The following is a 23,989-nucleotide window of genomic DNA, read 5'->3' as shown; positions in this document are numbered from 1 at the left end:
GATGACAAAATCAGGCTCCGCCCCGCTGCAGCACATTCCGGTGATGCTGGAAGAGGCAGTGGAGGGTCTCGCCGTGAAAGCGGGCGGGCGCTACCTGGATGGCACGTTTGGACGCGGCGGACACGCGCGCGCCGTGCTGTCGCGCCTGGGTCACGACGGCAGGCTGCTGCTGATGGACCGCGATCCGCAAGCCATCGCCGCCGCGCGCGCCGCGTTCGCCGATGATCCGCGGGTGGCGATCCGCCACGACAATTTCTCCGCCCTTGCCGACTGGGACGAGACCGCCGCCGGGCTCGACGGCGTGCTGCTCGACCTCGGCGTGTCCTCGCCGCAGCTGGACGAGGCCGCCCGCGGCCTCAGCTTCATGGCCGACGCTCCGCTGGACATGCGCATGGACCCCACCCGTGGCGAGAGTGCGGCGGAGTTCCTCGCCCGTGCCGACGAGCGCGAGATCGCCGACGTACTGTGGCAATTCGGCGAAGAGCGGCAGGCCCGTCGCATCGCCAGGGCGATCGTTGCCGACCGCGAGGCCTCGCCGTTCACCCGCACTGGCCAGCTGGCGGCGCTGATCGAGCGCATCGTCGGCCGCCGTGAGCCGGGCAAGCACCCGGCCACGCGCAGCTTCCAGGCCTTGCGCATCCATGTGAATGGTGAACTTGAATCCCTGCAGCGCGGGCTGGAGGCGGCCCTCGAGCGCCTGAACGTCGGCGGACGGCTGTCGATCATCAGCTTTCACTCGCTGGAGGATCGTGCGGTGAAACTGTTCATCCGCGACCACTCCGGCCGCGTCCAGGGCAGCCGCCGCGGCCCGCCCGTGGCCGCGACACCTGCCCGCCTGGCGGCGGTCGGCAAGGCGCAGTTCCCCTCCGATGTGGAGCAGGCGGCCAACCCGCGCTCCCGCTCGGCAGTGCTGCGCGTGGCGGAGAAGCTCGCATGAAGGTGTTCGGCGCCATCGCCCTGGTCGGCCTGCTCAGCCTGGTGCTGCTGAGCGCGCTGGGCGTGGTGTGGACGCGTCACGAGAGTCGCGTGCTGTTCGTGCAGTTGACCACGCTGCAGAACCAGCGCGACGCGCTCAACGTGGAATACGGCCGACTCGAGCTCGAGCAGGCCACCTGGGCCGAGCCGCGTCGCATCGACGAAGAGGCGCGCAGCAAGCTCGGCATGGTCACGCCTGCGCCGCAGGACATCCAGCTGGTGGGCCGATGAGCCGCCCGCGCAAGGTCGTGCCCGCGAACTCCGGCAGCAGCCGTCGCCGTGCCGTGGCGCCGAGCGCGCGCCGTCGCCTGACCCTGGTCGTCGGCCTGCTCGGCCTGGCCTCGGCGGGCCTGGTTGCGCGCGCGTTCGATATCCAGGTGATCCGCAAGGACTTCTATCAGGAGCAGGGCGACGCCCGCTTCCTGCGCGAAGTGCCGATCCCGGTCTCGCGCGGCACGATCTTCGACCGCAATGGCGAGCCGCTGGCGGTCTCCACGCCGATGGTCTCGATCACTGCCGTGCCCTCGCAGGTGCTGGAGAGCGACGACCAGCTGCCGGCGCTCGCCGCGGCGCTCGGCACCAGCACCGACCAGCTGCGGACCTACCTCGAGCAACGGTCCAATCGCGAGTTCGCCTATCTGAAGCGGCAGATGAGCCCGGAGGCTGCACAGGCCGTGCTCGACCTGGGCATTCCCGGCATCAACGGCCAGCGCGAGTTCCGTCGCTACTACCCCTCGGGCGAGGTGACCGCGCACGTGCTCGGTTTCACCAACATCGACGACCACGGCCAGGAGGGGCTGGAGCTGGCCTTCGACGACTGGCTGTCCGGCCAGCCCGGCCGGAAGCGGGTGATCCGCGACAACAAGGGTCACATCGTCGAGGACGTGGAGCAGATCCGCGCGCCCAAGCCCGGCCACAACCTCACGCTGAGCATCGACCGCCGCATCCAGTTCCTCGCCTACAGCGAGCTGAAGAACGCGGTGGAGAAGTCGGAGGCGGACTCCGCCTCCATGGTGATCCTCGATGTGAAGACCGGCGAGGTGCTGGCCATGGTCAACATGCCCACCTACAACCCGAACGCGATCGGGTCCAGTACGGCGTCGTCGCGGCGCAACCGCGCCATGACCGACGTGCTCGAGCCCGGCTCGACCATCAAGCCGGTGCTGATGGCCGCCGCGCTTTCCAGTGGCCAGTACACCCCGACCGGCCCGCTGATCGACACCACCGGCGGGCACTGGTATTTCCAGGGCCACGATATCCACGACACCCACAACTGGGGCGTGCTGACGCCTACGGGCGTGATCACCAAGTCGTCCAACGTCGGTGCGGCGCACATCGCGATGTCGCTCGATACCAAGCTGATGTACGACACCTACCGGGCGTTCGGCTTCGGCAACAGCACCGACAGCGGCTTTCCGGGCGAAGCCTCCGGTTACCTGAAGATCGGCCGCGACTGGCGTCCGCTGGAAAAGGCGATCATGGGCTACGGCTACGGCCTGAACGTGACCGTGCTTCAGCTCGCCAACGCCTACGCCACGATCGCCGACGGCGGCGTGATGCACTCGCCCAGCTTCATCAAGGGCAGCGACTCGCCCCCCAGGGCGATCATCTCGCCGCAGATCGCGCACGAGCTGATCCAGATGCTGGAAACGGTGATCCAGCCCGGCGGCACCGGTGCGCCCTACGCCTACGTCGCCAACTACGCCGTGGCGGGCAAGACCGGTACCGCGCACAAGGCCAGCGCCGGAGGCTATTCGAAGAACAGCTATACCTCCGCCTTCGTCGGCATCGTGCCGGCGACCCACCCGCGCCTGGTCGCGGCCGTGGTGGTCGACAACCCCAAGAAGGGCAGCTACTACGGCGGCCTGGTTTCCGGCCCGGTGTTCGCCCGGGTGATGGACGGCGCGCTGCGCCTGCTGGACATCCCGCCGGACAACATCGGCCGCTGGTACGTCGGCCAGCCGCTGCAGGACAAGAACGGATTGATCGGCAGCAAGGCCCCAGAGGCACCCGATATCGAGGAGGCCCCGGTGGACCGGGTAACGCCATGACGATCCAGCGACTCGACCAGTTGCTGCAGGGCCTCGCCGACACCGCCCCATGGGGCGGTCTTGCCGTTTCCGGGCTCACCCTCCATTCGCGCGATGCCCGGCCGGGTGTCGCGTTCGTCGCCCTGCGGGGCACCCGCCAGCACGGCATGGCGTTCGCCGCCGATGCGGTGGCGCGTGGTGCGGTGGCGGTGATCGCCGAGGCTCCGGTGCCGTCCGACCTGCCCGAGCTGGGGGTGCCGGTGGTGTGGGTGAACGGTCTGGCCGCGCGGATCGGCGAGATCGCCGCGCGCTTCCATGGCGAGCCCTCGCGGCATTTGCGCGTGATCGGCGTGACCGGCACCAACGGCAAGACCTCCACCGTGCAACTGTTGGCGCAGGCCCTGCACGCGCTCGGCCATCGGGCGGCGACGATCGGCACGCTCGGCACGGGACTGGTCGGCGAGCTGCGCGAGGGCGAGCGCACCACGCCGGATGCGATCAATGTGCAGGCCACGTTGGCGGCGTTTCGCGACGCCGGGGCCAGCCACGTGGCGATGGAGGTCTCCTCCCACGCACTGGTGCAGGGGCGGGTCAACGGAGTCGCGTTCGAGCTGGCCGCCTTCACCAATCTCACCCGCGACCATCTCGACTACCACGGCACCATGAAAGCCTACGGCGAAGCCAAGGCCCGCCTGTTTGCTTGGCCGGGACTGAGGGCCGCCGTGATCAACGTCGATGACGCGTTCGGTGCGGCGCTGGCCGAGCGCCTGCCGGCCGGGGTGGCAGTCCTGCGCGTGAGCGCCGCCGGCCTGGGCGGTGCGGACGTGGTGGCCGAACAGGTGGTGACGTCTGGCGAAGGCCTTGCCTTCCTGCTGCGCACGCCCTGGGGGTCCCGGCCGGTGCGCAGCCCGCTGCTGGGCCGCTTCAACGTGGCCAACCTGCTGACCGTGGTGGCCTGCCTCGGCGCGCTGGGCGAATCGTTCGAGGACATCGTCGAGGCGGTGCAGGCGCTGGCGCCGGTCAATGGCCGGATGAACCGCCTCGGCGACGGTCTGCGCCAGCCGCTCGTGGTGGTGGACTACGCGCACACGCCGGACGCGCTGGAGCAGGCCCTCACGGCACTGCGTGCGCACTGCGCCGGTCGCCTGCTGTGCGTATTCGGCTGCGGTGGCGAGCGCGATGCCGGCAAGCGTCCGGTGATGGGGGCGATTGCCGAGCGGCTCGCCGATGTGGCGATCGTCACCGACGACAACCCGCGCGGCGAGGATGGCGACGCCATCGTGGCGCAGATCGTGGCCGGCTTTGCCGATCCGGCGAGGGCACGCGTGGAGCGTGACCGCGAGACGGCGATCCGCCTGGCGCTGTCGATGGCCCGTGCCGGCGACGTGCTGCTGGTGGCCGGCAAAGGCCACGAAACCTATCAGGAGGGCGCGCACGGAAAGCGCCCGTTCGACGACATGGAAGTGGCGCGCGTCGCGCTGGAGGCCTGCGCATGATGCAACTGGACACCATCGCCCTGTGGACCCGCGGTCGCCGTTACGGTGACGACGTGGCCGTGCAGGGCGTGGCGATCGACACCCGGAAGCTCCTTGCGGGCGACCTGTTCGTGGCGTTGCCGGGCGAGCGGGTGGACGGACATGATTTTGTCGCCGAAGCGAAGTCGCGCGGCGCCGCGGCGGCGATGGTCACGCGCAAGCTGGACATCGACCTGCCGCAGGTGCTGGTGAACGACGCGGCGGCCGCACTGGGTGACCTGGCCAGCGCCGTGCGTGCGCAGCGCAATGTGCGGGTCATCGGCATCACCGGCTCGAACGGCAAGACCACCGTGAAGACGCTGGTGGCGTCGATTCTCTCGCGCCATGGTCACACGCATGTCAATGCCGGCAACTACAACAACGAACTCGGCCTGCCGCTGACCCTGCTGGCGATGCCCGAGGACACCCAGTACGCCGTGCTGGAGATGGGCGCGGGCAAGCCGGGCGACATCGATTACCTCGCATCGATCGCACGGCCGGACGTGGGCGTGATCACCTGTGTCGCGCCGGCCCACCTGGAGCGGATGGGCAGCATCGAGGGCGTGGCCGAGACCAAGGGCGCGCTGTACCAGTCGCTGCCGGCCGACGGTGTGGCGGTGATCAATGCCGACGATGCGTTCGCCTCATTCTTCATCGGCCTCGCCGGTACGCGCCGGATCCTGCGCTACGCGCTCGACCATTCCGCCGACGTCGGTGCGGAGATCGTCGAGCAGCGCGTGGATGGTTCACGCTTCGTGTTGAGCACGCCGATGGGCGATGCCGACGTTTCGTTGCCGTTGGCCGGTCGTCACAACATCGCCAACGCGCTGGCCGCTGCGGCCGTCGCACTGGCCCTGGACGTCCCGCTGGACATCATCGTGGCCGGCCTGGAGCAGGTGAGCGGCGTGGCCGGACGGCTGAGAGTGGAGGCCATGCCTGCGGGCTGGACGCTGATCGACGACAGCTACAACGCCAACCCCGGGTCGGTCACCGCCGCCATCGACACGTTGGCGCTGGCGGCCGGCGAGCGATTCCTGGTCCTGGGCGATATGGCCGAACTCGGCCCCGGCGCGCGCGCGCTGCATGCCGCCGTCGGCGCGCACGCGCGCGAGCGCGGACTGGATCGACTGTTCGCGGTCGGCGCGTTGAGCGCTGCCGCCGTGGAGGCATTCGGCGAGGGTGCGATGCACTTCGCCAGCAAGGAAGCCCTCGTGGCCGCGCTGCAGCCGCTGCTGCACGCCGGCGTCACCTGCCTGGTCAAGGGCTCGCGCTCGTCGGGCATGGACCAGGTGGCATCGGCCTTGCGCCCCCCCACCGATACCGGAGGCGCGCCTCATGCTGCTTGATCTGGCCGACTGGATGGCGCGTCATTTCGCGACGCTGCACCTGTTCCAGTACATCACCTTCCGAACCATCATGGCGGCGCTGACCGCGCTGGCGCTGTCGCTGCTGTTCGGCCCGGCGGTGATCCGCAAACTGGCGATGCTCAAGGCCGGGCAGGTGGTGCGCAGCGACGGGCCACAGACCCACCTGACCAAGGCCGGCACGCCGACCATGGGTGGGGTGATGATCCTGCTTTCGGTGGCCGTCTCCACGCTGCTGTGGGCCGACCTGCACAACCGCTACGTGTGGGTGGTGCTGGCGGTGACGCTGGGGTTCGGCGCGATCGGCTTCTACGACGACTACCGCAAGATCGTCCTGCGCGACAGCCGCGGACTGGCCTCGCGCTGGAAGTATTTCTGGCAGTCGGTGTTCGGCCTGATCGCCGCCTGGTTCCTCTACCACACCGCGCAGATCCCGGCCGAGACCGCCCTGTACGTGCCGCTGTTCAAGCAGGTCGCGGTGCCGCTCGGCGTGCTGTTCGTGGTGCTGGCCTACTTCATGATCGTCGGCTTCTCCAACGCGGTGAATCTCACCGACGGTCTGGACGGCCTGGCAATCATGCCGACGGTGCTGGTCTCCGGCGCGCTCGGCGTGTTCGCGTACCTGGCCGGCAACAAGGTGTTCTCTGAGTACCTGGGCATCCCCTCGATTCCCGGTGCGGGCGAACTGTCGATCTACTGCGGCGCGCTGGCCGGCGCGGGCCTCGGCTTCCTCTGGTTCAACACCTATCCGGCGCAGGTGTTCATGGGCGACGTCGGTGCGCTGGCGATCGGTGCGGCGCTGGCGGCGATCGCAGTGATCGTGCGCCAGGAGATCGTGCTGCTGGTGATGGGCGGCGTGTTCGTGATGGAAACGGTTTCGGTGATGATGCAGGTGGCCAGCTTCAAGCTCACCGGCAAGCGCATCTTCCGCATGGCGCCGATCCATCACCACTTCGAGCTCAAGGGTTGGCCCGAGCCCCGAGTGATCGTGCGCTTCTGGATCATCAGCGTCGTGCTGGTGCTGATCGGCCTTGCCACGCTGAAGGTGCGCTGATGTTCGGACTCGGCAACAGCCAGGCGATCAAGCGCACCGGACCGCGGGGCAGCTACGACCTGTGGCTGATCCTCGGGCTGGTCGGCCTGGCCAGCGTCGGCGTGGTGATGGTCGCTTCCAGCTCGATCGCCGTGGCCGATGCGGACCATCTGGGTGCGTTCTATTACCTGAAGAAGCATCTGGCCTACCTGACGCTGGGGGTGATCCTGGCCGGCGTCGCGATGCGCGTGGAGCTGAAGCTGCTGGAGAAGTACTCCGTGCCGCTGTTGCTGGCCGCCCTGTGCATGTTGCTGGCGGTTTTCGTGCCGCACCTGGGTATGCGTATCAACGGCGCGCGCCGGTGGCTCAACTTCATCGTCACCAGCTTCCAGCCGGTGGAGGCCGTCAAGCTGATCCTCGTGGTGTACGTCGCCAGCTTCCTGGTGCGTCATCGTGAAAGCGTGGAAAACACCTTCTGGGGCCTGCTGCGGCCGATCATCGTCGCTGGCGTCATCGTGCTGCTGCTGCTGGCGCAGCCGGACTTCGGCTCGGCCACCCTGGTGATCGCGGTCACCATCGGCATGGTCTGGCTCGGCGGCGCGCGGCCGGTATTCCTGTTCGGCATGGGCCTGCCGCTGATGCCGCTGCTGGCGATCGCGGCGACCAGCGAAAGCTACCGGATGAAGCGGCTGACCTCGTTCATGAATCCCTGGAAAGATCCGTTCAACGACGGCTTCCAGCTGACCCAGTCGCTGATGGCGATCGGTCGCGGCGAGTGGACCGGGGTCGGGCTTGGATCGAGTGTGCTCAAGCTGTCCTACCTGCCGGAAGCGCACACCGACTTCATCCTCGCGGTGATCGGCGAGGAACTGGGCCTGGCCGGCGTGATCGGGGTGATGGCGCTGTTCGCCCTGGTCATCTCCCGCGGACTGGTGATGGGGCTGCGGGGCGTCGAGGTCGGGCAGCGCTTCGCCGGATACGTCGCCTTCGGCATCTCGCTGATGATCGGCCTGCAGGCGCTGGTGTCGATCGGCGTGAACCTCGGTGCGCTGCCGACCAAGGGGCTCACCCTGCCGCTGATCAGCTCGGGCGGCTCCTCGGTGCTGCTGACCTGCGCCATGGCCGGCGTACTGCTGCGCGCCACCTACGAGATCAACCGGGCGCTCGACGCGCGCCAGATGGCCACGCGCATGCCGGCGCTGGCCGTGGCCGATGCCAATCCGGCCAACGCGCCGCGTGAGCGCGAGGCGGTGGCCGCATGAACGCGACGCAGCGTCCCGTGCTGATCATGGCCGGCGGTACCGGTGGCCACATCTTCCCCGGCCTGGCCGTGGCCGACGCGCTGCGCGCGCAGGGCGTGCCGGTGGCATGGCTGGGTGCAGCCGGCGGCATGGAGACCCAGGTGGTGCCCGCGCACGGGCTGCCGCTGCACGTGGTGCCGGTCGGCGGCCTGCGCGGGAAGGGCTGGAAGACCCGGCTCGGCGCACCGCTGATGCTGGCCCGCGCGTTGCTGGCCTCGCTGCGGGTGCTGCGTCGGCTGCGTCCGCGCAGCGTGCTGTCGATGGGCGGCTACGTGGCCGGACCCGGCGGGATCGCCGCGCGCCTTACCGGCACCCCGCTGCTGGTACACGAGCAGAACTCGGTCGCCGGCTACACCAACCGCAGGCTCGCCGGCTTCGCACGCCGGGTGCTGACCGGCTTCGCCGGCGCCCTGCCGGACGGCACCTGGGTCGGCAATCCGGTGCGCGATGCCATCTCTGCTCTGCCGCCGCCGGCCGCGCGCATGGCCGGCCGCGAGGGCACGCCGCGCCTGCTCGTCCTCGGCGGCAGCCTGGGCGCGCGCGCGCTCAATCTCGCCATGCCGAAGGCGCTGGCCCTGCTGCCTCCCGCGCGCCGCCCCGAGGTGCTGCACCAATGCGGCAAGCGCGGGCTGGACGAGACCCGCCTGGCCTATGCCGAAGCGGGCGTGACCGCCGAGGTGGTGCCGTTCATCGACGACATGGCGGCCCGCTACGGCTGGGCCGATCTCGCCGTCTGCCGTGCTGGCGCCCTGACGCTGGCCGAGCTCACCAGTGCGGGCCTCGGCGCGCTGCTGGTGCCGTTCCCGCATGCGGTGGACGACCACCAGACCCGCAATGCCGAGGCGCTGGTCGCCGCCGGCGCGGCCGAACTGACAAAGGAAAGCGAACTGGACGTACAGACCCTTGCCGGGCGCCTCGATGCCCTGCTGCATGACCGCGCCGCGCTGCTGGCGATGGCCTCGGCGGCGCGCGCGCTGGCCAAGCCCGGCGCGGCTGCGGAAATCGCCCGCGCCTGCCTGGAGGTTGCCGCATGACCCTGCGTCGCCTGCTCCAGCATGAAGATCTCATGACCACCTTCCGCCGGGTCCACTTCATCGGCATCGGTGGCGTCGGCATGAGCGGCATCGCCGAGGTGCTGCACAACCTCGGCTATGCCGTGTCCGGCTCGGACAAGTCGAATTCGGCCACCGCCCAGCGCCTGGCCGGGCTCGGCATCGACGTGCGGATCGGCCACGAGGCCGCCCACGTGGGGGACGCCGACGTGGTGGTGACCTCCAGCGCGATCCGCGCCGACAACCCCGAACTGGTGGCCGCGCGCGAGGCGCGCATCCCGGTGATCCCCCGCGCGGAGATGCTGGGCGAGCTGATGCGTTTCCGCCGCGGCATCGCGATCGCCGGCACCCACGGCAAGACCACCACCACCAGCCTGGCCGCCAGCGTGCTGGCCGAGGCCAACTACGACCCGACCTTCGTGATCGGCGGCCAGCTCAATGCGGCCGGCGCCAATGCGCGGCTAGGCACCGGCCAGTACCTGGTCGCCGAGGCGGATGAATCGGACGGCTCGTTCCTGCTGCTGTCGCCGGTGGTCGCCGCGATCACCAACATCGATGCCGACCACCTGGAGAACTACCACGGCGATTTCGCCGAGGTGAAGAAGGCCTTTGCCACTTTCCTGCACCGGCTGCCGTTCTACGGCCTGGCCGTGCTGTGCCTGGACGATCCGGAAGTGGCCGAGCTGGCCCGGGACACCTCGCGCAGGATCATGACCTACGGTATCGACCGCACCGATGCCGATGTGCGCGCGACGAATGTCTCCCAGCGCGGCTTCACGATGTACTTCGACCTGCTCCTGCCCGGTCGCGACGCACTGCCGGTTCAGCTGAACCTGCCGGGGCGCCACAACGTGCTCAACGCGCTGGCCGCCGCCGCGATCGGCTGGCAGCTGGGCGTCGAGGCGGAGGCCATCGGTCGCGCGCTGGCGGGCTTCCAGGGCGTGGGGCGCCGCTTCCACGCGCGTGGCGAGCTGCAGCTGGACCGCGGTACCGCGCTGCTGGTGGACGATTACGGCCATCATCCGCGCGAGCTCGCCGCCGTGTTTGCCGCGGCCCGCGGCGGCTGGCCGGACCGCCGCCTGGTGGTGGCCTTCCAGCCGCACCGTTACAGCCGCACGCGCGACCTGCTCGACGATTTCGCCAACGTGCTGGCGGACGCCGACGTGCTGGTGCTCACCGAGGTCTACCCGGCTGGCGAGGCGCCGATCGCCGGCGCCGATGGCCGTGCGCTGGCCCGCGCCGTGCGTGCGCGCGGCAAGGTCGATCCGGTGCTGGTCGAGCGTCCGCGCGACTTCAAGGAAACCCTGCCGACGCTGCTGCGCGACGGCGACCTGCTGTTGCTGCTGGGCGCCGGCGACATCGGCGCGGCGGCGCTGGAGCTGGCCCAGTCGGGCAGCCTGAGGACGAACAAGTCATGAGCAAGATCACCGACCCGGCCCAGTTCGGACGCGTCGCCGTGGTGATGGGCGGCAGCTCGGCCGAGCGCGAGGTGTCGCTCGACTCGGGCCGCAACGTGCTGGCTGCGCTGAAGGCGCGCGGCGTGGACGCACACGCCATCGACGGTATCCCGGCGCTGCTGGATGCCCTGCGCGCCGGCCACTTCGCGCGTGTGTTCAACATCCTGCACGGCCAGCACGGCGGTGGCGAGGACGGCGTACTACAGGGCGCGCTGGAGTCGCTCAACGTGCCGTACACCGGCTCGGGCTTGCTCGGCTCGGCGCTGTCGATGGACAAGACGCGCTCCAAGCGGGTGTGGCAGTCGCTGGGCCTGCCGACGCCGAAGTTCGCCGCCCTGCCGCGCGGCGCCGACGTGCACGTGGCGGCGCGGGAGATCGGCTTCCCGCTGATCGTGAAGCCGGCCTGCGAGGGCTCCAGCGTGGGCGTGACGCGCGTGTTCGAGGAGAAGGACCTCGACGCGGCGGTGGAGCTTGCGGCGCGGTATCCCGGCGATCTGCTGATGGAGACCCTGATCGAGGGCGACGAACTGACCGTGGCGGTGCTCGGCCGCGAGGTGCTGCCGTCGATCCACATCGTCCCGCAGGGCGCGTTCTATGACTACAACGCCAAATACGTCGCCGAGGACACCCGCTACATCTGCCCCGGCCTGCAGGGTGAGGCGGAGAGCGAGCTGCGCATGCTGGCGCTGGCGGCGTTCGACGCGCTCGGCTGCAGCGGCTGGGGCCGCGTCGACGTGATGCGCGACCGCGCCGGCCGCAACTGGCTGCTGGAGGTGAACACCGCGCCGGGCATGACCTCGCACTCGCTGGTGCCGAAGGCTGCGGCCGCGGCCGGTATCACCTACGAGGAACTGTGCTGGCGCGTGCTGGAGACCAGCCTCGACCGGGATCGCGGCATCCCCGGAGGGCGCGCGTGAAAGGAAGCCTGCGCCTCGTCGCCTGGTGCCTGGCCATCACGCTGGTGGTGCTGCCGGTCGTCGGCGTGCTGCGCGGCTGGTTCGCGGCCGATCGCTGGCCGGTGACGCAGCTCACCGTGCAGGCCGAGTTCAAGCATGTGAAGGCCGAACAGGTGCGCGCGGCGGTACTGCCGCACCTCGGGCGCGGATTCTTCGCGCTGAATCTGGACGCGGTGCAGAAGGCGGTCGCATCGCTGCCCTGGGTGGAGTCGGTCGAGGCAAGCAAGCGCTGGCCGGACACGCTGCTGTTGCGCATCTATGAGCGCCAGCCGTTCGCCCGCTGGAACGACAGGCAGCTGATCAGCCGGCAGGGCAAGGTGTTCAGCGTGCCGGCTGACGAGCTGTCTCCGGACCTGCCCAGCCTGCACGGTCCGGACGACCACCTGGCCGAGGTGGTGAGCTTCTACGCAGATGCGCGCAAGGCCTTCGCCGGCACCCACCTGCAGATCACCGGTGTGACGCTGACCGAGCGCGGCAGCTGGAGCCTGGTCACCGCGGATGGCGCGCAGATCGTGCTGGGTGACCGGGAGCAGGCCGGCAAGCGGCTGCGTCGATTCCTGGACGTGTATCCGAAGGTGATCGCCGGGCACGACACCGGCTTCGCCTACGCGGACCTCCGTTACACCAACGGTTTTGCCGTGCGCTGGCTGCCGCCGGCGGCTCCGGCGTCCAACGACAGGGGCGCGCCCCGCACATGAAGAACTCCTGCCTATGAAGACGCGCAACGACAAGCAGCTGGTCGTCGGACTGGACATCGGCACCTCGAAGGTGGTGGCGATCGTCGGCGAGTACGAGTCCGGTGAGCCGATCGAGGTGATCGGCATCGGTTCGCACGTCTCGCGTGGCCTGAAGCGCGGCTCGGTGGTGGACATCGAATCCACCGTGCACTCGATCCAGCGCGCCGTGGAAGAGGCCGAGCTGATGGCCGGCTGCGACATCCGCTCGGTATTCGCCTCGATCTCCGGCAGCCACCTGGAAACGCGCAATTCGCACGGCACCGCGGCGATCCGCGACCGCGAGGTTACCCCGGGCGATCTCGAGCAGGTGCTCGAGGCGGCCAGCGCGGTGGCGATCCCGGCCGACCGCAAGGTGCTCTACAAGGAGTCGCAGGAATACCGCATCGACGGCCAGGATGGCATCCGCTCGCCGGTGGGCATGAGCGGCGTGCGTCTGGAGGCCTCGGTGCACCTGGTGACCGGCGCGGCCGCCGCGGTGCAGAACATCACCAAGTGCATCCAGCGCTGCGGCCTGTCGGTGGACGAGCTGGTGCCCTCGGCGGTCGCCAGCAGCAAGTCGGTGCTCACCGACGACGAGCGCGAGCTGGGTGTGTGCCTGGTCGATATCGGTGCCGGCACCACCGACATCGCCATCTACACGCAGGGCGCGATCCGCTACACCAAATCGCTGCCGGTCGGCGGCGACCAGGTCACCAACGACATCGCCTACGGCGTGCACACGCCGACCGCGCATGCCGAGGAAATCAAGATCAAGTACGCCTGCGCCCTGGCCCAGCTGGCGCATGCCGACGAGACCATCCAGGTGCCGAGCGTGGGCGACCGCCCCCCGCGCCGGCTGGCCCGACAGTCGCTCGCGCAGAGCGTGCAGGCGCGCTACGAGGAAATCTTCGAGATGGTGCAGGACGAACTGCGCCGCTCGGGCTACGACAGCCTGATCGCCGCGGGCGTCGTGCTGACCGGCGGCGCCGCGAAGATGGAAGGCGCACTCGAGCTGGCCGAGGAGATGTTCCACAAGATGGTGCGCGTCGGCGTGCCGCAGCACGTGGGCGGACTCGGCGAAGTGATCGCCAACCCGCTGCATTCCACCGGTGTCGGGCTGCTGCTGCATGGAGCGCGCAGCGTCGGCGTGCGCCACGGCGGGCCGGTGGGCGGAAGCATGGGCAGCTCGCTGGACAAGCTGCGGGGTTGGTTCAAGAAGAATTTCTGACGGAATCGGCGCGGCCGGATGCCGCGCCCCGGGCGAAGGGAGTCGCCCACCACCGCGGTCCGACAGGAGTCGCCCACCGCGGTTACAACGACAACGAAAGCTCTACGGAGGACGGGAAATGTTTGAACTGATCGATAAATTGACCCCCAACGCGGTCATCAAAGTCATCGGCGTGGGTGGCGGTGGCGGCAACGCCGTGGCCCACATGCTCAATGCGAACATCGAAGGCGTCGAGTTCGTCGTCGCCAACACCGACGCGCAGGCCATGAAGAACTGCGGCTCGCGCACTCACCTGCAGCTCGGCGCCAATGTCACCAAGGGCCTGGGCGCCGGCGCCAACCCGGAGGTCGGCCGCCAGGCCGCGCTGGAAGACCGTGAGCGCATCGAGGAGATGCTCGAGGGTGCCGACATGGTGTTCATCACTGCCGGCATGGGCGGCGGCACCGGCACCGGCGCTGCGCCGGTGGTGGCGCAGCTGGCCAAGGAAAAGGGCATCCTGACCGTGGCGGTGGTGACCAAGCCGTTCCCGTTCGAGGGCCGCCGCCGCATGCAGGTCGCGCTGAAGGGTATCGAGGACCTGTCCCAGCACGTGGACTCGCTGATCACCGTGCCGAACGAGAAGCTGCTGTCGGTGCTCGGCCGCGAAGTGACCCTGCTGAACGCCTTCAAGGCCGCCAACGATGTGTTGCAGGGTGCGGTGCAGGGCATCGCGGACCTGATCACCGCGCCTGGCCTGATCAACGTCGACTTCGCCGACGTGCGCACCGTGATGAGCGAAATGGGCATGGCGATGATGGGCTCCGGTACCGCCCGCGGCGACGACCGCGCCCAGGCCGCAGCCGAGGCGGCGATCAACAACCCGCTGCTGGAGGACGTCAACCTCAATGGTGCCTGCGGCATCCTGGTGAACGTCACCGCCGGTCCGAACCTGACCATGCGCGAGTTCGACGAGATCGGCCGCGTGATCCACGACTTTGCCTCCGAGGACGCCACGGTGGTGATCGGCACCTCGCTCGATCCGGAGATGCAGGACGACGTGCGTGTCACGGTGGTGGCCACGGGCCTCAACCGCGCCTCCGCCCGCCAGCCGGTGCGCCCGGTGCAGACCCAGCAGGTGGAGATGCGGCAGCGTCCGCGTCCCGTGGTGCTTCGCACGGGTACCGGCAACGAGGTGGTGGACTACGCCCAGCCCGATGTCGTGCCGACCAGTCGCCAGGAGACCGCCCCGGCGAAGTCGGCGGACTCGAGTTTCGACTATCTCGACATTCCGGCTTTCCTGCGCCGGCAGGCCGACTAAGATGCACATGGCCGGATCCGGAGGAACCATTCCCCTGTACTCCGGTCTGTGCACCTTTGGCGGCACGGGAACCGGTCGTTGCGACTGCCGGCCGGGTCCACTGTCGATCGAGCCGGATGGCTGATGACTTCAAAAATGTGAAGGCGTCAGCAAGGTCGCGTGTCCGGATGACCCGCGGCAAGCCTCATGGCCGGAATCCCGTCCCCGGCCATGAGGTCTCTTGTTTCATGCAACCTGATGTTTCCAGAGTGCTTTCACGATCGGGGGCAACCCTGCAGACACGCTGGAAGCATGAAGGACGGTTAAAGACTGTACGGTCCGGTTTGCTATTGTCCGAGGTTAAGACTGTGTTAGCATCCCCGTCCATTCTGGCTGCTGCCTTCCACAGGTACCCATAAAAATGATCAAGCAGCGTACGCTCAAGAACATTATTCGCGCGACCGGCGTCGGCCTTCATACCGGCGACAAGGTCTATATGACGCTGCGCCCGGCGGCGCCGAATACCGGCATCGTGTTCCGTCGCACGGATCTCAATCCGCCGGTGGACATCCATGCGCGCCCGGATTGCGTGGGCGATACGCGCCTGTCGACGACCCTGGTCAGCGGCGATGTCCGCGTGTCCACGGTCGAGCATCTGCTGTCGGCGATGGCCGGTCTCGGCATCGACAACGCCTACGTCGACCTGTCAGCACCCGAAGTGCCGATCATGGATGGCAGTGCCGGTCCGTTCGTGTTCCTGCTGCAGTCTGCCGGCATCGAGGAGCAGCCGGTGGCCAAGCGCTTCATCCGCATCAAGAAGCCGGTGAAGGTGCAGGAAGGCGACAAGTGGGCCAGTTTCGAGCCGTTCGAAGGTTTCAAGGTTGGTTTCTCGATCGAGTTCAACCACCCCATCATCAACAGGCGCACCTCACGTGCGGAAATCGACTTCTCGACCACGTCGTTCGTGAAGGAAGTCAGTCGCGCCCGCACCTTCGGTTTCATGCGTGACATCGAGATGCTGCGAGAGCACAACCTGGCGCTTGGTGGCTCGATGGACAACGCGGTGGTGCTCGATGATTACCGCGTGCTCAACGAGGATGGTCTTCGCTACGAAGACGAGTTCGTCAAGCACAAGATCCTCGATGCGATCGGCGACCTGTACCTGCTGGGCCACAGCCTGGTGGGCGCCTACCATGCGCACAAGTCGGGGCACGAGCTCAACAACAAGCTGCTGCGGGCCCTGATCGCCGACGCCAGCGCTTGGGAAGAGGTCAGCTACGAGGACGATCCGGCCACTGCCCCGATCTCCTACGCACATCCTGCGCAGGCCATCTAAGCCGCATAACGCGCACCAAATCCCGAGGGTAAGCAGGACGGCCACGCTGAAGAGCGTGGCCGTTTTGTTTTGTGGGCCGTGTCACGCAACAGTTCACGAGTACCTCACGCTGCGGACACGCGGGATTGGCATGCCTTCATATCCGCGTGTTATAAACCGACCGCCCCCGGCTCCGGCCGGGCAGTTTTTCGATGCCGAGAGTGTCGGATGAGGGGCGTTGGCATGAAGGCCGTCAACGCCCGGCAGGGGCTCAATCAGCAGTTTCGGCGAGGGACGCCAACTCCAGGAACAGCGCCCGCAGTTCGGGGTCTGTGACTGACTCTGCAGCCGCTTTGAGATGGACGGCTGCAGCGGGAGAAAGCGGTTTTGACCGATCCGGTTCCGTTGCGACCGGCGGTTGGGGGGCCACTTTCACGGTGACTGAACTGGCGTGTGCGCCCAAGGCGCGCGCGGTGGCAAGAAGTTGCGTCTGAACAAGGCGCAGACGGGAAGCCCATGCCGGGGAAGACGCCAGGAAGACGAGGCGGTCGCCGCGCTTTTGTGCGAAACGCACCTGGTCGCGGAGTGATGTCGGCAGCGTCTGGCGCAGGGCTCGGTCCAGCGCATCCAGTTCCGCGGCTTTCGAGGCAAGCCGCGCGAACGCGCCGCATTCGGCCAGGGGTTTGAGCCCCGGGGCCGGGCGGCGAGAGATGGGTGGGGCCGCGCGCTGCATGGTGACGACTTCTTCAACGTGGAAACGCATGCAAATCATACTTGTGTCCCGCACCAAGAAGGTGCCCAAGACCCTCGATCTGGCCAGTCGTCGCATGCGCTGGCGGATCGGCGCCCTGGCGGCCATCGCGGTCGGCACATGCATGGCCATGGGTGCAGTCACAGCGCTGGTCGTGGCCAGTCCGCGCGATCAGGCGCTTGCGCAGGTTCGCAAGCTCCAACAGACCATCGATCAGCAGAATCAACAGCTGACGGAGGTGAAGCGCGATGCCCAGCGCAATCTTGACGCGCTGGCGATCAAGCTGGGTCAGTTGCAGGCGCAGTCGACCCGTCTGAACGCGCTCGGTGAGCGCCTCGCCCAGATGGGCAAGCTGGACAACGGCGAATTCGACTTCGATCAGGCTCCGCCGGTAGGTGGCGTGGAGGATTCGAGTGCATCTTCCTACACCCTGCCGCAGTCGCTGGAGTCGAGCATCGACCAGCTTTCATCGCAGTTCGACGCCCAGCAGGCCCAGCTGACCGCCCTGCAGAGCCTGCTGATGGACGCGCGCATCGAATCCAACCTCAAACCTACCGGCATGCCCGTGCAGGGTTACATCTCATCGTATTTCGGCGTTCGTCCCGATCCGTTCACCGGTCACGCCGCGCGCCACACGGGCATCGATATCGCCGTCCCGCTGGGAACGCCGGTACACGCCGTGGCCGAGGGCATGGTCACGTTCGCCGGCATCCGTACCGGCTATGGCAAGGTCATCGAAATCGACCATGGCAATGGCTACATGACCCGTTACGCGCACAACAGCAAGCTGATCGCCCATCCGGGGCAGCGCGTCCGCGTGGGTGACGTGATCTCCGATGCGGGGTCGACCGGGCGATCGACCGGCTCCCACGTGCATTTCGAGGTCTGGTTCAAGGGCCGCGTGGTCAATCCGCTGGCCTACGTCCGCAGCCACCGCTGAAACGGGTTGCGAAGACCGGGGGCGGGGACTTGAAACAGCCCCGTCCCGCCGCCACCCCTCATTGCGGCGACGGACTGGGGTGCCGCGTTTCCTTGCGCCCGATGGTGCGTTTGGGATAGCCGTCGGACCCTAGTATCATCGTGAATTTGCCCCAGCCGGCCGCGCGCTGGCGGGGTTTTCCTGTCTCCAGTCACCGGATGATCGATGTTCAATCGTGCCCTGACGAGCCTTTTTGGCAGCCGTAACGACCGCGTACTGCGCCAGCTCTCCAAGACCGTCGCCCGCATCAATGCGCTGGAGTCCGAATACGCCGCCCTCGGTGACGATGCGCTGCGTGCCAAGACCGACGAGTTCAAGCAGCGACTCGCCGCCGGCGAAACGCTGGACAATCTGCTGCCGGAGGCCTTCGCCACGGTGCGCGAGGCCGGCAAGCGGGTGCTGGGCATGCGTCCCTACGACGTGCAGCTGATCGGCGGCATGGTGCTGCACATGGGCAAGATCGCCGAGATGCGGACCGGCGAGGGCAAGACCCTGGTCGGTACCCTCCCGGTGTACCTCAATGCGCTCGAGGGCAAGGGCGTTCACGTGGTGACGGTGAACGACTACCTGGCCCGCCGCGACTCGGCCCAGATGGGCAAGCTCTACAACTTCCTGGGCCTGTCCGTCGGGGTGGTCTACCCGGGCATGGACCATGCCGACAAACATGCCGCCTACGCCGCGGACATCACCTACGGCACCAACAACGAGTTCGGCTTCGACTACCTGCGCGACAACATGGCGCTCTCGAAGGAGCAGCGCTACCAGCGCGGTCTGAACTACGCCATCGTCGACGAAGTGGACTCGATCCTGATCGACGAGGCGCGCACGCCGTTGATCATCTCTGGCCCGGCGGAGGATTCGCCGGAGCTCTACCTCAAGGTCAACAAGATCGTCCCCCACCTGGTGCGCCAGGCCGAGGAGGAGGGCGCCGGCGATTACTGGGTCGACGAAAAACAGAAGCAGGTGCATCTCTCCGAAGAAGGGATGGCCCATGCCGACGAACTGCTGCGCCAGGCCGGCGTGATCGAATCCGGCAGCGGCCTTTACGACGCCAAGAACCTGGCCGTGGTGCACCACCTCAATGCGGCCCTGCGCGCCAACGCCATCTACCAGCGCGATGTCGACTACATCGTGCGGGACGGCGAGGTGATCATCGTCGACGAGTTCACCGGTCGCACCCTGGCCGGCCGGCGCTGGTCGGACGGCCTGCATCAGGCGGTGGAGGCGAAGGAAGGCGTTCCGATCCAGCGCGAGAACCAGACGCTGGCCACGGTGACGTTCCAGAACCTGTTCCGCATGTACACCAAGCTGGCCGGCATGACCGGCACGGCGGATACCGAGGCATATGAGTTCCAGCAGATCTACGGTCTCGAGGTGGTGGTGATCCCCACCCACAAGCCGATGATCCGCAAGGACAACCCGGACATGGTGTTTCTCGCGCAGACGGCGAAATACCGCGCCGTCACCGAGGACATCAAGGATTGCCACAAGCGCGGCCAGCCCGTGCTGGTGGGTACCACCTCGATCGAGGTGTCGGAGCTGCTGTCCGGCTTGCTCAGCAAGGAAAAGATCCCGCACGAAGTGCTGAACGCCAAGCAGCACGAGCGCGAAGCCCATATCGTCGCGCAGGCGGGCGCGCCACACTCGGTGACGATCGCCACCAACATGGCTGGCCGCGGCACCGACATCGTGCTCGGCGGCAGCCTGGAAGTGGCGCTGGCCGCGCTTCCGGCCGAGGCGACCGAGGCGGACCGTGCGCGCGTGAAGGCGGAATGGCAGCAGCGCCACGATAAGGTGCTGGCAGCCGGCGGCCTGCACATCATCGGCACCGAGCGCCACGAGTCCCGGCGTATCGACAACCAGCTGCGTGGCCGCTCCGGTCGCCAGGGCGATCCGGGTTCGTCGCGTTTCTACCTGTCGCTGGAAGACAACCTGCTGCGCATCTTCGCGGGCGACTGGGTCGGCCGCTGGATGCGCATGTTCGGCATGAAGGAAGACGATGCGCTGGAAGACCGCATGGTCAGCCGGCAGATCGAGAAGGCGCAGCGCAAGGTCGAGCAGCACAACTTCGACATCCGCAAGCACCTGCTCGAGTTCGACGACGTCGCCAACGAGCAGCGCAAGGTGATCTACAAGCAGCGCGACGAGCTGCTCGACGGCGATGACGTGTCGGCCACCATCGCCGATATCCGCGAGGACGTGGTCGAGCAGATGGTGCGCGCCCACGTGCCACCGGAAAGCATCGACGAACAGTGGGACATCGCCGGGCTGGACCGCGAGCTGGAGTCCGAGTTCGGCCTGCACGCGGAGCTCAAGTCGTGGGTCGAGCAGCAGCACGAGCTGGATGCCGATGCCATTCTCGAGCATGTTCGCGCCCTGGTTGAGGGGCTGTTCCAGGCCAAGGAGGCGCAGATCGGTGCCGAGACCATGCGCCAGCTCGAAAAGCACATCATGCTGAGCGTGGTCGACAATGCCTGGAAGGAGCACCTGGCCAGCATGGACTACCTGCGCCAGGGCATCTACCTGCGCGGCTACGCCCAGCAGGATCCCAAGCAGGCGTTCAAGCGCGAGTCCTTCGACCTGTTCTCGGACATGCTCGACCGGATCAAGACCGAGGTGGTGCAGATGCTGGCGCGGATCCGCGTCCGCAGCGAGGAAGAGGTCGCCGCGATGGAGGCCGAGCAGCAGCGCATGGCCGAGCGCCTGCAGCGCCAGATGCTCGCATCGGGTGGCGGTGCCCCGACCGCTCCGGCCAGTGACGCCCTGCCGGCCGTGGCCGCTGCGGATGGCCCGAAGGTTGGGCGCAACGATCCCTGCCCGTGCGGCTCGGGCAAGAAGTACAAGCATTGTCATGGCCAGCTGAGCTGAGTTTTCGGGTAACGGTAGAAAAGAAAGGGAGGCGATCGCCTCCCTTTCTTTTTGTTCAGTCCTCGGCGCCGGGCGGGCGCTTGCGATGCGGTTCGGCGTTCACCGTGAAATAGGCCGGCTCCTCGGAGTCCAGTCGCAGCGCGGTCAACTGGCCGCCCCAGACGCAGCCGGTATCGATGGCGTATACCCCCAGCCCGGCGAAACGGCCGAGCGCCGACCAGTGGCCGCAGACGACGCGCGTATCCCGCCGCCGCATGCCGGGGACCTCGAACCACGGATACATGCCGGGCTTCTGCGTGCCGGGGATGCCCTTGCCCTCGAAGTCGATGCGCCCCTGGATGTCGCAGTAGCGCATGCGGGTGAGGGTGTTGATCGAGGCACGCATCCGTTCGATGCCCTGCAGCCGGCTCGACCAGGCGGCCGGTCGGTTTCCGAACAGGTTCCTCAGCAATCGGGGGTGGCGCGGGCTGGTCAGTTCCCGCTCGATCTCCTGTGCCGACCGCAGGGCCTGTCTGAGTGTCCAGCTCGGCGCCAATCCGGCGTGCACCATCGTCCAGCCCAGCTGCTCGTCATGGTGCAGCAGCTTCTGCGAGCGCAGCCATTCGAAAAGCACCGGGGCGTCGTCGGCGAACAGCACTTCACGCAGTTCGGGGTTGACCCGGGCCTGGGCATCCGGCTTGCGCTGGCCGATGGCGAGCAGGCTGAGATCGTGATTGCCGAGCGTCACCACGGTCCGCTCGCGCAGTCCATGGATGAAACGCAGCGTCTCCAGCGACTGCCCGCCTCGATTCACCAGGTCGCCGCAGAACCACAGGTGGTCCTGCACCGGATCGAAGCGCAGCTTGTCGAGCAGGCGCTGCAGCTCCGGATAACAGCCCTGCACGTCGCCGATTGCGTAGGTCGCCATCAGTGCAGCGTGCGCGGAATCGAGAGGGTGAAGGTGGGAATCGGGGCGTCGAATTCGGTGCCGTCGTCGGCGAGCATCTGGTAGCTGCCGGCCATGGTGCCGACCGCGGTCTCCAGCACCGCGCCGGAGGTGTACTCGTAGTCGTCGCCCGGACGCAGCCAGGGCTGCTCGCCGACCACGCCATCGCCGCGCACCTCGTCGATCTTGCCGTTGGCGTCGGTGATCACCCAGTGGCGGCGAAGCAGCTGGGCGGGGACATCGCCCGCATTGCGCAGGGTGACCGTGTAGGCGAACACGTAGCGGTTGTCGTCAGGCTTCGACTGGTCGGGAACGAAGCGCGTGTGCACGTGAACATCGATCGTGTAGGGGGATTTCGGACTCATGTCGCGATTGTACGGCCTGCGGTGTGCATCCGCTCAGTGGAGCGCCAGAGCCTTCAGTCTTTCGCCGCCTGCGCCGGCAGCGCCTTGGCGAGTCGCACGAAATCGCCCGGGGTCAGCGTTTCCGCGCGCGCGCCGGGGTCAATGCCGGCACCCCGGATCGAGTCGGCGTCAAGCAGCTGCCGGAGCGCATTGGAGAGAGTCTTGCGGCGCTGGGCGAACGCCGCCTTGACCACGGCATGCACGTCGTCGGGGGCGGCGTCATGACGTTCTTCCGGCGCCAGCGGCACCAGCCGAACGACCGACGAGTCGACCTTCGGCGGCGGACGGAACGCGCCGGGCGGCACATCCAACAGCGGCACCACGCGGCAGGCCAGCTGCAGCATCACCGAGAGGCGTCCGTACACCTTGCTGCCGGGGTCGGCGGCCATCCGGTCGACCACCTCCTTCTGCAGCATAAAGTGCATGTCCTGGATGGACTCGGCATGTTCGACGCAGTGGAACAGGATCGGGCTGGAGATGTAGTAAGGCAGGTTGCCGGCGATGCGCAGGCGGCTGGCTCCCAGCTCGCGGGCCAGCGCAGCGAAGTCGACTTTCAGCACATCCGCGTGGACGATTCGCAGATCGCCGATCGGCGCCGCACGTTCGCCCAGCGCGGGAATCAGGTCGGTGTCCAGTTCGATCGCGGTCAGCCGGTGGGCCGCGGCGAGCAGTGGCAGGGTCAGGGCGCCCTCGCCGGGTCCGATCTCGACCAGCGTGTCACCGTCCTTCGGTGCGATCGCGCTGACGATGCGCTCGATGTAGCGCTTCTCGTGCAGGAAGTGCTGGCCGAAGCTTTTCTTGGGACGCGCATTCATGGGTGGACTCGGCACGTCGGGTCAGGCGTTGTTGCGGGCGCGCTGGACCAGGTCCAGCGCCATGCGGGTGGCGGCGATCAGGCTCGATGCATCGGCGCGGCCGCTGCCGGCCAGGTCGAGTGCAGTACCGTGGTCGACCGAGGTGCGGATGAAGGGCAGGCCGAGCGTCAGATTGACGGTGCGGTCGAACGCCTCGCTCTTGAGCACCGGCAGGGCCTGATCGTGGTACATCGCCAGTACCGCATCGTAGCGGGCGCGCATGACAGGCACGAAAGCGGTATCCGCCGGCAGCGGGCCCAGCAGATCCATGCCTTCGTCGCGCAGGCGGTCCAGCGCCGGGATGATGATGTCGATCTCTTCGCGGCCCAGGTGTCCGCTCTCGCCTGCGTGAGGATTCAGTCCGAGCACACCGATACGGGGGCGCTCGATACCGAACTTCGCGCGCAACTCGGCATCGACGATGCGCAGGGTGCGGGTCAGTAGATCGGCCTGGATGGCGGCGGGGACCGCAGCCAGGGGCAGATGTGTCGTGGCCAGCGCCACCCGCAGCTCCGGGCTGGCCAGCATCATCACCACGTCGGCACCGGCCCGCTCGGCGAAGAATTCCGTGTGGCCACTGAAGGCGATGCCGGCCTCGTTGATCGAGGCTTTCTGCAGGGGAGCGGTCACCACGGCATCGTAGCGCCCTGAGAGACAGCCGTCGGCGGCCTCGGCCAGGGTGGCGAGTACGTGCGCAGCGTTGGCGGGATCGGGATGGCCCGGGCGCTCGGTCGCTCCCAGCGGCACGTGGCGGACGCGCAACTGGACGGCCGTGGAGATGGCGGGAGCGGGTGCGTCTTCGTCCAGCAGTTCGAGCTGGATGTCGCAACGTCGTGCGGCTCGCTTCAGCAGCTCGCGATCGGTAATCGCCACCAGTTCGGCATCGAACGGAATCGAAGCGAGGCGAGCCAACAGCTCGGGGCCGACACCCGCCGGCTCGCCAGCAGTCAGGGCCAGCCGGGGACGGGGTCGGATGTCCATGGTGGCGGGA

21 protein-coding genes are annotated in these 23,989 nt (G+C 67.9%); 16 read left to right on the top strand and 5 right to left on the bottom strand.

What is annotated here, in order from left to right; all coding sequences use genetic code 11:
- Window position 1 precedes the first annotated feature (1 nt).
- The 14 genes from rsmH to lpxC all read left to right on the top strand — a co-directional run bounded on the left by rsmH (window position 2) and on the right by lpxC (window position 16,238).
- Window positions 2-937: a 16S rRNA (cytosine(1402)-N(4))-methyltransferase RsmH gene (gene rsmH / locus ATSB10_RS11205; RefSeq protein ID WP_063674454.1), complete on the top strand. Its 936-nt coding sequence runs from the start codon at window positions 2-4 to the stop codon at window positions 935-937.
- Entirely contained in the window at window positions 934-1,206 is a 273-nt protein-coding gene (gene ftsL, locus ATSB10_RS11200) for a cell division protein FtsL (protein WP_063672880.1), read from the top strand. Before rsmH ends, ftsL begins: the two co-directional genes overlap by 4 nt.
- Window positions 1,203-3,026, top strand: a complete 1,824-nt coding sequence (locus ATSB10_RS11195; RefSeq protein ID WP_063672877.1) for a peptidoglycan D,D-transpeptidase FtsI family protein — start codon at window positions 1,203-1,205, stop codon at window positions 3,024-3,026. Before ftsL ends, ATSB10_RS11195 begins: the two co-directional genes overlap by 4 nt.
- Window positions 3,023-4,501, top strand: a complete 1,479-nt coding sequence (locus ATSB10_RS11190) for a UDP-N-acetylmuramoyl-L-alanyl-D-glutamate--2,6-diaminopimelate ligase (protein ID WP_063672874.1) — start codon at window positions 3,023-3,025, stop codon at window positions 4,499-4,501. Before ATSB10_RS11195 ends, ATSB10_RS11190 begins: the two co-directional genes overlap by 4 nt.
- Window positions 4,498-5,865 (top strand): UDP-N-acetylmuramoyl-tripeptide--D-alanyl-D-alanine ligase, encoded by a 1,368-nt coding sequence (locus tag ATSB10_RS11185; protein WP_063672871.1) that lies wholly within the window; start codon window positions 4,498-4,500, stop codon window positions 5,863-5,865. Before ATSB10_RS11190 ends, ATSB10_RS11185 begins: the two co-directional genes overlap by 4 nt.
- A complete protein-coding gene (mraY, locus tag ATSB10_RS11180; RefSeq protein WP_063672868.1) occupies window positions 5,855-6,937 on the top strand; it encodes a phospho-N-acetylmuramoyl-pentapeptide-transferase in 1,083 nt (360 codons plus the stop codon). Before ATSB10_RS11185 ends, mraY begins: the two co-directional genes overlap by 11 nt.
- Window positions 6,937-8,178 (top strand): putative lipid II flippase FtsW, encoded by a 1,242-nt coding sequence (gene ftsW / locus ATSB10_RS11175; protein ID WP_063672865.1) that lies wholly within the window; start codon window positions 6,937-6,939, stop codon window positions 8,176-8,178. Before mraY ends, ftsW begins: the two co-directional genes overlap by 1 nt.
- Window positions 8,175-9,251: an undecaprenyldiphospho-muramoylpentapeptide beta-N-acetylglucosaminyltransferase gene (gene murG, locus ATSB10_RS11170; RefSeq protein WP_017460216.1), complete on the top strand. Its 1,077-nt coding sequence runs from the start codon at window positions 8,175-8,177 to the stop codon at window positions 9,249-9,251. The genes ftsW and murG overlap by 4 nt, the downstream gene beginning before the upstream one ends.
- Window positions 9,248-10,687 (top strand): UDP-N-acetylmuramate--L-alanine ligase, encoded by a 1,440-nt coding sequence (gene murC / locus ATSB10_RS11165; RefSeq protein WP_063672863.1) that lies wholly within the window; start codon window positions 9,248-9,250, stop codon window positions 10,685-10,687. Before murG ends, murC begins: the two co-directional genes overlap by 4 nt.
- On the top strand, window positions 10,684-11,643 hold the full coding sequence (locus ATSB10_RS11160) for a D-alanine--D-alanine ligase (protein WP_063672860.1): 960 nt from the start codon (window positions 10,684-10,686) through the stop codon (window positions 11,641-11,643). The genes murC and ATSB10_RS11160 overlap by 4 nt, the downstream gene beginning before the upstream one ends.
- A complete protein-coding gene (locus ATSB10_RS11155) occupies window positions 11,640-12,380 on the top strand; it encodes a cell division protein FtsQ/DivIB (RefSeq protein ID WP_063672857.1) in 741 nt (246 codons plus the stop codon). Before ATSB10_RS11160 ends, ATSB10_RS11155 begins: the two co-directional genes overlap by 4 nt.
- Window positions 12,381-12,393: 13 nt before the next feature.
- A complete protein-coding gene (ftsA, locus tag ATSB10_RS11150; RefSeq protein WP_063672854.1) occupies window positions 12,394-13,626 on the top strand; it encodes a cell division protein FtsA in 1,233 nt (410 codons plus the stop codon).
- Window positions 13,627-13,744: 118 nt separating this feature from the next.
- Entirely contained in the window at window positions 13,745-14,923 is a 1,179-nt protein-coding gene (gene ftsZ, locus ATSB10_RS11145; protein WP_017460211.1) for a cell division protein FtsZ, read from the top strand.
- 400 nt (window positions 14,924-15,323) lie between these two features.
- Window positions 15,324-16,238, top strand: coding sequence for a UDP-3-O-acyl-N-acetylglucosamine deacetylase (gene lpxC / locus ATSB10_RS11140; protein ID WP_063672851.1), 915 nt, complete (start codon window positions 15,324-15,326; stop codon window positions 16,236-16,238).
- A 250-nt stretch (window positions 16,239-16,488) separates the two neighbouring features.
- Here the strand turns inward: lpxC and ATSB10_RS18975 are convergent, their stop codons facing one another.
- The gene (locus tag ATSB10_RS18975) at window positions 16,489-16,980 is read right to left on the bottom strand and encodes a DciA family protein (protein ID WP_236886406.1); all 492 of its coding nucleotides are present in this window, start codon (window positions 16,978-16,980) and stop codon (window positions 16,489-16,491) included.
- Between ATSB10_RS18975 and ATSB10_RS11135 the strand changes: the two genes are divergently transcribed.
- Window positions 16,979-17,908 (top strand): M23 family metallopeptidase, encoded by a 930-nt coding sequence (locus ATSB10_RS11135; RefSeq protein WP_063672848.1) that lies wholly within the window; start codon window positions 16,979-16,981, stop codon window positions 17,906-17,908. The genes ATSB10_RS18975 and ATSB10_RS11135 overlap by 2 nt on opposite strands.
- Before the next feature lie 204 nt (window positions 17,909-18,112).
- Entirely contained in the window at window positions 18,113-20,815 is a 2,703-nt protein-coding gene (gene secA, locus ATSB10_RS11130) for a preprotein translocase subunit SecA (protein WP_063672845.1), read from the top strand.
- A gap of 55 nt (window positions 20,816-20,870) precedes the next feature.
- Here secA and ATSB10_RS11125 read toward each other — a convergent pair whose 3' ends face one another.
- From ATSB10_RS11125 to pdxA, 4 genes are read right to left on the bottom strand one after another with little or no spacing between them, the layout of a single operon-like run.
- Window positions 20,871-21,722 carry a symmetrical bis(5'-nucleosyl)-tetraphosphatase gene (locus ATSB10_RS11125; protein WP_063672842.1) on the bottom strand — a complete coding sequence of 284 codons (852 nt, stop codon included), beginning with the start codon at window positions 21,720-21,722 and terminating at the stop codon, window positions 20,871-20,873.
- Window positions 21,722-22,105: a Co2+/Mg2+ efflux protein ApaG gene (gene apaG / locus ATSB10_RS11120; RefSeq protein ID WP_026107061.1), complete on the bottom strand. Its 384-nt coding sequence runs from the start codon at window positions 22,103-22,105 to the stop codon at window positions 21,722-21,724. The genes ATSB10_RS11125 and apaG overlap by 1 nt, the downstream gene beginning before the upstream one ends.
- A gap of 53 nt (window positions 22,106-22,158) precedes the next feature.
- A complete protein-coding gene (gene rsmA, locus ATSB10_RS11115) occupies window positions 22,159-22,959 on the bottom strand; it encodes a 16S rRNA (adenine(1518)-N(6)/adenine(1519)-N(6))-dimethyltransferase RsmA (RefSeq protein ID WP_063672839.1) in 801 nt (266 codons plus the stop codon).
- Window positions 22,960-22,980: 21 nt separating this feature from the next.
- Window positions 22,981-23,979 (bottom strand): 4-hydroxythreonine-4-phosphate dehydrogenase PdxA, encoded by a 999-nt coding sequence (gene pdxA, locus ATSB10_RS11110; RefSeq protein WP_063672837.1) that lies wholly within the window; start codon window positions 23,977-23,979, stop codon window positions 22,981-22,983.
- Window positions 23,980-23,989: the final 10 nt, after the last annotated feature.

It is taken from the genome of Dyella thiooxydans, from assembly GCF_001641285.1.
GTDB lineage: Bacteria > Pseudomonadota > Gammaproteobacteria > Xanthomonadales > Rhodanobacteraceae > Dyella_A > Dyella_A thiooxydans.
Note: the sequence above shows the minus strand (reverse complement) of the source record. Positions and strands in the feature narration are given on the sequence as shown.